This is a genomic window from Streptomyces sp. NPDC056231, assembly GCF_048270745.1.
Taxonomy (GTDB): domain Bacteria; phylum Actinomycetota; class Actinomycetes; order Streptomycetales; family Streptomycetaceae; genus Streptomyces.
Genome location: NZ_JBLVKW010000093.1, coordinates 18,879 through 27,062, shown reverse-complemented (window position 1 = coordinate 27,062; position 8,184 = coordinate 18,879). Strand labels below are relative to the sequence as shown.

General features: G+C 66.9%; 7 protein-coding genes. All 7 read right to left on the bottom strand.

Annotation, left to right across the window (positions count from 1 at the left end):
• Positions 1–148: 148 nt before the first annotated feature.
• The 7 genes from ACNPQM_RS38320 to ACNPQM_RS38290 all read right to left on the bottom strand — a co-directional run bounded on the left by ACNPQM_RS38320 (position 149) and on the right by ACNPQM_RS38290 (position 8,178).
• Positions 149–868, bottom strand: coding sequence for a phosphatase PAP2 family protein (locus ACNPQM_RS38320; protein ID WP_358861387.1), 720 nt, complete (start codon positions 866–868; stop codon positions 149–151).
• Positions 869–1,163: 295 nt separating this feature from the next.
• Positions 1,164–2,174: an NlpC/P60 family protein gene (locus ACNPQM_RS38315; protein ID WP_418087580.1), complete on the bottom strand. Its 1,011-nt coding sequence runs from the start codon at positions 2,172–2,174 to the stop codon at positions 1,164–1,166.
• A 135-nt stretch (positions 2,175–2,309) separates the two neighbouring features.
• The gene (locus ACNPQM_RS38310) at positions 2,310–2,876 is read right to left on the bottom strand and encodes a hypothetical protein (protein WP_418087579.1); all 567 of its coding nucleotides are present in this window, start codon (positions 2,874–2,876) and stop codon (positions 2,310–2,312) included.
• Complete coding sequence (locus ACNPQM_RS38305; protein ID WP_418087578.1) at positions 2,873–5,182, bottom strand: alpha/beta hydrolase; 2,310 nt, start codon at positions 5,180–5,182, stop codon at positions 2,873–2,875. The genes ACNPQM_RS38310 and ACNPQM_RS38305 overlap by 4 nt, the downstream gene beginning before the upstream one ends.
• Positions 5,183–5,447: 265 nt before the next feature.
• Positions 5,448–5,945, bottom strand: a complete 498-nt coding sequence (locus tag ACNPQM_RS38300; RefSeq protein WP_418087584.1) for a hypothetical protein — start codon at positions 5,943–5,945, stop codon at positions 5,448–5,450.
• A 41-nt stretch (positions 5,946–5,986) separates the two neighbouring features.
• Positions 5,987–7,777: an alpha/beta hydrolase gene (locus tag ACNPQM_RS38295; protein ID WP_418087577.1), complete on the bottom strand. Its 1,791-nt coding sequence runs from the start codon at positions 7,775–7,777 to the stop codon at positions 5,987–5,989.
• Positions 7,774–8,178, bottom strand: a complete 405-nt coding sequence (locus ACNPQM_RS38290) for a hypothetical protein (protein WP_418087576.1) — start codon at positions 8,176–8,178, stop codon at positions 7,774–7,776. Before ACNPQM_RS38290 ends, ACNPQM_RS38295 begins: the two co-directional genes overlap by 4 nt.
• Positions 8,179–8,184 lie beyond the last annotated feature (6 nt).

Sequence of the window (8,184 nt, the reverse complement as noted above, 5' to 3'; positions counted from 1 at the left end):
GCACTCAGTTGATCTCGAATCTCCTGCGTTATGCCCATACCACATCAACGAGCCGCATCGCCGGAAGCAACACGTTGATTCTCTGCGAGCCCTAACGCAGAACCGGGGGGGCGCGAACGCCCCCCCGGTTCTCCCTCGGCCACCGCCTTCAGGCAGCCAGACCCTTCTCTCCACCGCCGCCCGACCGCGGGCGCGGCTCGGGGATCCCGAGCGGGCGCCCCTCGGCCGCGGCCGGCACGGGCCGCCGCGACCGCACGAGCCATCCCACCCGCTCCGACCGCGAGACGGCCGCGACGACCGGCGTCAGCAGCGCCATCGCGAGCGGGGCGAGCAGCAGCGCGGCGGCCGTGCCGAGCGCGAATCCGCCGATGACGTCGGTCGGGTAGTGGACCCCCATGTAGATCCGGCAGAACCCTTCCGCCAGCGCGAGGGCGATCGCGGCGAGCCCGAATTTCCGGTTGGCCACGAACAGCCCGACGCCGAGGGCCATCGCCATCGTGGCGTGGTCGCTCACGAACGAGAAGTCGTTCTTCCCCGACACCAGGACATCCAGGCCCGGGTGGTCGCGGAACGGGCGCGGCCGCTCCACGAAGCCCCGGATCGGAATGTTGACGAGCAGCGCGATCCCGGCGGCGAGCGGTGCCCAGACGATCCCGGCGACTGCGGTCACCGAGTCCTCGGCCGTGCCGCGCCGGCGGACGCTCCACCAGCACCACAGGACCACGAGGACCATGCCGAGCATGATCCCGTACTCGCCGACGAACTCCATGACCCGGTCGAACCAGGTCGGAGCGGACTTCGCGAGCCCATTGATGTCGTAGAGCAGGCTGACGTCGGGGTTCGACGCATCCAGTGCGAGTCCAGCCATCCGCTGCAGCCCCTTGCCTTGTCTGCTGCCGCGGCGCACACCCGTGTGCACCGCAATTGACGAACCCCCGTTTCGGTTCGACCACTACTTCGATCACTGCTGCGTGAGGTACGCGACTGTGCCGGTCAGCGCCGCATGGTCAGTGCGCGTACTGTCCCAGTCCAGGGAACGACGCTCTCCGCTTGTACGTTCCACTCTCCACCGAATGATCACCATGACGTTATCGAAGAGAGACTCGTCGTCGCAGCTCAGGGCCCAGGCTTCACAGAGAGTTCCGGCCACGGCCGACTCCCCGTCACGCCGTCGGCTGGGCGGTCGGGAGTGCCGCGGCGCCGTCCTTCGTCACCCGTGTCGCACCGAAGTAGTCGGGCGTGTCGATCTTGTCGAAGCGGATCACGGCCCCGGTGTACGGCGCGTTGATCATGTACCCACCGCCGACGTACAGCCCGACGTGGTGGATTGCCCGGGAGTTGGTCAGATCGTCCGAGAAGAAGACCAGGTCACCGGGGAGCAGCTCGTCCCGTGAGGGGTGCGGACCGGCGTTGTACTGGTCGTTCGCCACCCGCGGCAGCTCGATGTCCACGGTCCGGTACGCGGCCTGCGTCAGCCCGGAACAGTCGAACCGTCCGCCCTGCTCAGGCGTTCCGTTCCCGCCCCACAAGTACTTCGTGCCGAGTTTCTTCTGTGCGAAATAGATTGCCCCGGCCGCCTGCCGCGAGGGCTCGATCCGCCCGACCGGCCGGGCGAAGCTCTTCTCCAGCGAACGGATGATCTTGACGTAGTTCTGAGTCTCCGCGATCTTCGGTACGCCGCCCGAGCTGATGACCCGGTACGCACCGGCGTTGTAGGCGGCCAGCATGTTGTCCGTCTGATCCCCCGGCACCTTCTTGACGTAGCCGGCGAGTTCGCAGTCATAGCTGGCGGCGGAGGGGATGGCATCGGCCGGATCCCATACGTCGCGGTCCCCGTCCCCGTCCCCGTCGATCCCGTGCCCGGACCAGGTCCCGGGGATGAACTGCGCGATGCCCTGCGCGGCGGCCTTGCTCTGGGCCCGCGGGTTCCACCCACTCTCCTGGTACAACTGCGCGGCAAGAAGCGCGGGGTTGATGGCCGAGCAGAGGTTGCCCCACTTCTGCACGAGTGGCTGGAACTTCGCCGGCACCGCCCCCTTCGCCAGCCCGACGGCCCCGTTGCTGCCGGCGCTGCCGAGGCCGGCGGCAGCGGAGTACGTACCGACGACGAGCAGGGCCACGAAGCTCATCGCGACCCCGATGCCGATCCCACCGACCACCCAGAATTTCCGCACCCCTCAACCATCCCCCATCCGGGGCGGGTTCAAGGCCGGTTTCGCGGGTGTGTGCGAGTTGTCCGGAGCACCGGCAGGCTCACCGGGGTCACCGACCGGAGCGGCCGAGCACGGATTCCCGTCGTTGACGCGCCTTCAGGATGCCTCGGCGGACCAGTAGTCGGAGTGCACGTTGGGACGGGGCAGGGGGTAGACGCCCTCGTACGCCGGACCGTTCGGCTTGGACGTGGAATCGGCGACCTTCGACTCCTTCACACAAGGACTGTCCGCCTCGAAGAACGCCTGCCCCTTTCCGCGGAAGCTGACACTGATACCGAACCCGGCGTCCGTCTGGGCATAGACGGCCGGGAACTCCGTGTCGTTGTTGATCGCCTTGATCCGGTAATCGCTCTTCCGCCAGAACGCCTTCACCTGATCCAGGAAATCCGTCCGGCGCGACGCCGACACGATGGTCATCACGGTGCGCCTGCGGGTCACATCGCACGTCCCCGCAGTCGTCGGCCCGTGCGCCCATTGCACCTCGGGATCGATGGCCTTCAGCACCGCGTCCAGCATGCTGTCGGACCGCTCGGCGGCCTGCTGCATGTCCATGCGCCCCTTCTTCCCTCCGGCGTCCCCTTGTACCTGGTGTTCGCTTCCGCATGCGGACAGGGAGAAGCCGAGGGCCAGGGCCACCGCAACGATCTGGAACCGTCGCTTCATCGCTGTGCCTCCATCTTGAGCCTGTCGGCGTGTCCCGACACGATCAGAGCGATGCTGTCCGCCGAGACGGCGTCCCTCACCGGATCGAAGTAGAGAGAGTGAGCATCAAAGCTCAGGCCGGAGCCGCTGACCACCGGTGGCCCGTCGCCCACGGGGAAGCGCCTGGCGCCGAATGCCTTGCTCGCGGGGTCCTTGCCGAACCAGAGATCGTCGTCCCCCGGGTCGGCCAGGTCCCCGGCGAAGTATGCACCAGCAGGACCGAGCGCCAGCATCCCCAGCGTGCCCACGGCAACCTGCAGCTTGGACGGGAGCTTGGTCACCGGGTCGTTCGCCGCGGCGCCGACGAAGACGTGTCCGGCACCGACCCCGAGATCCACGGCCTGATCCACACCCACCCCCGGGCTGCCGACCAGAATGATGTCGTCGACTCCCGGGATTCCGCCGATACGCTGCGCAGCTGCTCCCACGGTCCGCGAACCGTATGAGTGCCCGATGACCGTCAGATGCGGATCCTTGTTCTGGTTGGTGGCGACCAGCCCGCTCATGAAGTCGTTGTACGCCGCGCCGCCCTTCTCCGCCCGCCCCGTACCCATGACCGCCAGGCTGCTCAGCCCGTCCGGCGTCTGCGGCGCGTCGTAGCCGAGCCAGACGATCGCCGCACTGGACTGGTCGTACCCCTGGGCACCGATCGCCGTGTCGCGAGCCCGCTTGAGATCGTTCTTCGCGAATTCCTCGTCCAGAGAGGTATTCAGACCGGGCACATACGCCGACACGTTCTTCGACGTGTCCGGATTCCCGAACGAGACGATCGCCCGGCCGTTTCCCTCGTCCGATATGCCGAGCAGGTACATCGGCGGCTGCTTGCCGTTCTCCTTCAACTGCCGCTCGATCTCGCGCAGTCCGGCGAGCTGCTTCTGCGATTTCGCGTCGTTCTGCCCCGACAGCTTCTCGATCAGCTGAGTCAGGTTCTTCCGGTTGGCCGCGTCCCTGGTCGCCGCCGGGATCCCGTCGAGGTTGCCGATCTGATCCGGGGAAAGGGCGAGGTACTGGTCCCGCTGCTCCTGCGTGAGCCCGTCCCACCACGCCTTGCGCCCGGCGGCAGTGCCGTTGCGCGGGATGCGGGCGTTCAGATAGTCACGCTGGTCCGCCTGCACGGCCGCCCCGACACGGGAGCCGGAACCGGGCAGCCCGGCACCGACGCCACCGACCCCGGTGGCCCCCTTGATCAGCTCCCCCGCCGCACCGGCGCGGTCGCCCTGGGACCACTTGTCGCTCGCGCTCTGCGCGTACTGGGCGACCTGGTTGCCGAGGTTCTTGCCGTTCGTGACGGGGTGCAGGACAGCATCCGCGGCACCGCTGACATCACCCCAGAGGCCGTCGCCGACGAGCCCGGTGAAGAAGCCGCCGTCCGATGCGTGACCGGCGGCGCCCGAACCGCCGCCTCCCTTGGCGGCCTGGGTGGTGCTGCCGCCGTCTCCGCCGGAAGCGGTGGACCCGCCCGAGGCATCCGTGCCACCCGAGTCCGAACCACCCGACGCCGCTGAACCGCCGGAGTCCGATCCACCGGAGTCCGATCCACCGGATGCTGCGGAGCCTCCCGAGTCCGTCCCCCCGGATGCGCCCGACCCGCCGGACGAGGAAGTCCCTCCGGCCACCGTCGACCCCCCGGAGTCCACACCGCCGGACTCCGTACCGCCACCAGAGGCACCACCACCGCCATCGGTGCCATGGCCGGCCACCACACCGCTGCCCGCCGCCGGACAGGCACTACCGGTCAGCTGGCAGATCGCACTCCGGATCTCACCGGTCAGCTGCCCGCCGATCTGCGTCGCCATGAGCGCACCGACAAGGGCCACGACCACCAGGACCGCGCCGAGGTACTCCATCGCGGTCTGGCCACGGTCACGACGGGTCCTGATCACCCGCGTGAGAATGAACGGCCTCTGTGCGGCCCGCTGTTCAGGATCCAGATCGAACCACGCGCGTAGACTCCGGCGAAAAAGCAGACCAACGACGACAATCGGCACCACCAGTTGGGGCACACCCTGCACGCCGCCGTCCCCGCTCAACGTCGCCAGCGCACCGAGCACGAGCCAGACATGGACGGCGAGAAGTGCACGCCGGATCCACACGCCGCCGGTCCGGACGTAGAGCGACAGCACGAATCCGACTGTGCCGGGCAGCACCGCGTACAGCAGCATGCCCAGCAGCCGGCCGTCCACCGCATCGACCGAGGACGCCACCGACAGCACGTCGATCGCGCCCACGACTGTGACCACGAAGAGCACCCGGACGAGGATCAGCACTGCTTGCAACGTGCTCGGCAGGGCCTGCCTGCCCGGATGGACCACGACAGCATCCGGGTCAACGCCACCCGGAACCGCTAACCCTCGTATGCCAGACACGGCGAGTCCCCTACCTCGTGAGTGGGTGCAGTGAGCAGTGACAACTCCGCCACTCCACGTATGCGACCACACGGGCACCGGGCGGGGCATGGGCCCCAGGGCCCAATGCAGGACTCAAAGCGCGCGGTACATCCGGAGGTTCAGGTCATCTTGTCCTGATGTGGCGTCACGTTGCCCTGGCGGACCAGAAGTCGGAGTGCACGTTCGGGCGGGGAAGGGGATAGACGTCCTCGTACGCAGGGCCGTTGGGCGGGGTGGTGGACTCGGCCACCTGTGATTCCTTCACGCAGGGACTGTCGACTTCGAAGAAGGCTTGCCCCTTGCCACCGATGCTGAGGGTGACACCGAAGCCGTCCGTTGTCTGGGCAAAGATGGCGGGGACGTCCAAGTCATTATTGATTGCCTTGATTCGGTAGCCACTCTTGCGCCAGAAGCGATCCACTACGCCCAGAAAATTGCCGCGACGCTCGGCCGACACAATCGTCATAACCGTGCGCCTTCGAGTCACATCACAGCTTCCCGTGGTGGTCGGGCCATGCGCCCACTGAACTTCCGGCTCAATCACGTTCAACACAGCGTCAAGGATGCGGTCAGCACGGTCGGCTGCCTCTTGCATGTTCATATCTGCTCTTTTCCCATAATTTACGCAGCCAAAGAGCGGCATGCAGACCAAAAGCCCCGCTGCCGCAGCTAAGAGACGAAGCCTCATCGATACTCCTCGACCTTCAGTTTGTCAGAGCGTCCCGCAGCGACCAGGGTGATGCTTTTCGCTGATACCGCGTCCCTTTCCGGGTCGAAGTACTGAGAATGTGCATCAAACGAGATTCCTTTCCCGCTGATCAGCTCCGGACCCTCATCCACGGGAAAACGTCTCGCGCCAAACGCTTCGCTCGCCGGGTCCTTGCCGAACCAGAGATCGTCATCCCCCGGATCTGCAAGATCGCCAGCCATATAAGCAGCGAATGGTCCTCCAGCGATCAATCCCACAACACCGATAGCTGCCTGCTGCTTAGAAGGAAGCTTGGTCACCACGTCATTCTCAGCCGCCCCGACAAAGACGTGATCTTCTCCGACCCCAAGGTCCTCAGCGTGGTCCAATCCGACCCCGGGACTGCCGACCAAAATGATGTCGTCCACGCCAGGGATTCCGTTACCTTGCTGTGTGGCAGCGCCTACCGTGCGCGAACCATAAGAGTGCCCAATGGCTGTCAGGTGTGGGTTCTCATTCTCGTTCGTAGCCACAAGGCCACTCATGAAACCATTGAACGCCTGTCCGCCCTGCTCGGCCCTGTCGTTGCCCATTACCGCCAGACTGCCGAGTCCATCCGGCGTCTGCGGCGCGTCATAGCCAAGCCAGACGATTGCCGCGCTGGCAGCTTCTTGCTCAATGGTGCCGATCGCCGTGTCACGAGCACGCTTAAGGTCCCCCTTAGCGAAGTCCTCATCCAGCGACGTATTCAAACCCGGCACATAAGCCGACACATTCCGAGACGTATCCGGATTCCCGTAAGCAACGATCGCTCGCCCATTCCCCTCATCGCCAATCCCAAGGAGGAACATCGGCGGCTTGCGGCCGTCGTGCAGCTGCCGGTCAATCTCCCGCAACCCCGCCAACTGCGTCTCCGCCTTGTCCCCCTCCTGCCCTTCCAGCTTTCCGATGAGCAGCTGCAGGTTGTCCCGGTTGGCGGCGTCCCGTACGACCGCCGGGATTCCGTCCAGGTTGCCGATCTGGTCCGGGTACACCGCGAGGTACTCTTCCCGCTGTTCCTGCGTCAACCCGGCCCACCACGCCTTGCGTTCGGCCGGACTCGCGTCGTGCGGGATGGCTTCGTTCAGGTAGGCACCCGCAGCGTTCCGTACCGCTGCCGCGTCCGTCGCCGCGTCCGCCCAGGTCGAGTCGGGGACCTTCAGGCCCTCCTCTGCCTTCAACTTCCGCAGGATCCGCGTGTACCGCCAGTCGATGTCGGCCGCTGTCCGCACGGCCTTGACCACCCGGTCGGCGATGTCCTGCGCCTTGGCCACATTCGGGTTGGGGGCGACGAGACCCGAGGGCTGCAGCAGCCCTGGTACTCCTCCCCCGGTCACCGTCCCGCCCGGCATCGGCTTGCCGTCGATCAGCCCCTCGCCGGCCTCCGGGTAGGTCACCGACCCGTCCGGGTGCACGGTGAACTTCAGGGCTTCCGCGTCCTCCAGCGCTTCCTGCAACGCGCTTTGCTGGCGCCTGATTTCGTGGGCCATGCTGTTCAGCGTGGTGCGGAGCAGACCGCACTCCGTGTACACGTACTGGAAGTTCCGGCTGAGTTGTCGCAGCCGCCCCACGGCCGCGTCGGCCGCCTCGCCCTGCTGCGTCCCGCGCAACTCGTTCAGCAGCTGCTTGTCGACGCGGTCCCGGCCGGCGTCGGCCAGGTTGCTGGCCCGGCCCCATCCGTCGGCCGCGCCTTCCAGCCCGGCGCAGTTCACGTCGCGCAGTTGGGCCCACGTGATCTTCGAGGTCATTGCCCACCGGTCCTCGACGCGACCGCTGCGAAGGACGACTTCACGGTCTCGTCCGTGAGGTTCTGGACCCGTGCGACGGCGCGGAGTTTCCCGGCGAGGCTCCCGCACTCGCAGCGCGCGGCTTCGATCCGCCGCTGCCACGACTCGCGTACGGCGCCGAGTTCGGCCAGCGCCTCGAGTCCGGCGGTCCCCGTCACGACCAATTCGTGCGCGCTCTCCAGCTCGGTCTTCACCGGCCCCAGCAGCGTGTGCAGCGACTCGGCTCCCCCGGCGGCCCGCAACCAGGGGCCGTCGCTGTGCTTCAGCTGATCCCTGCCACCACCACCCGCACCGTCACCAGCCCCGCCCGCCCCGCCCAGATCGCTCAGCCCCTGCCGGCCCATCACGGCCACGCCGCTCACCCCGCT

Coding starts and splice junctions, on each gene's coding strand:
- ACNPQM_RS38320 (WP_358861387.1), bottom strand. CDS start 868: ATGGCTGGACTCGCACTGGATGCGTCGAACCCCGACGTCAGCCTGCTC.
- ACNPQM_RS38295 (WP_418087577.1), bottom strand. CDS start 7,777: ATGACCTCGAAGATCACGTGGGCCCAACTGCGCGACGTGAACTGCGCC.
- ACNPQM_RS38300 (WP_418087584.1), bottom strand. CDS start 5,945: ATGCCGCTCTTTGGCTGCGTAAATTATGGGAAAAGAGCAGATATGAAC.
- ACNPQM_RS38310 (WP_418087579.1), bottom strand. CDS start 2,876: ATGAAGCGACGGTTCCAGATCGTTGCGGTGGCCCTGGCCCTCGGCTTC.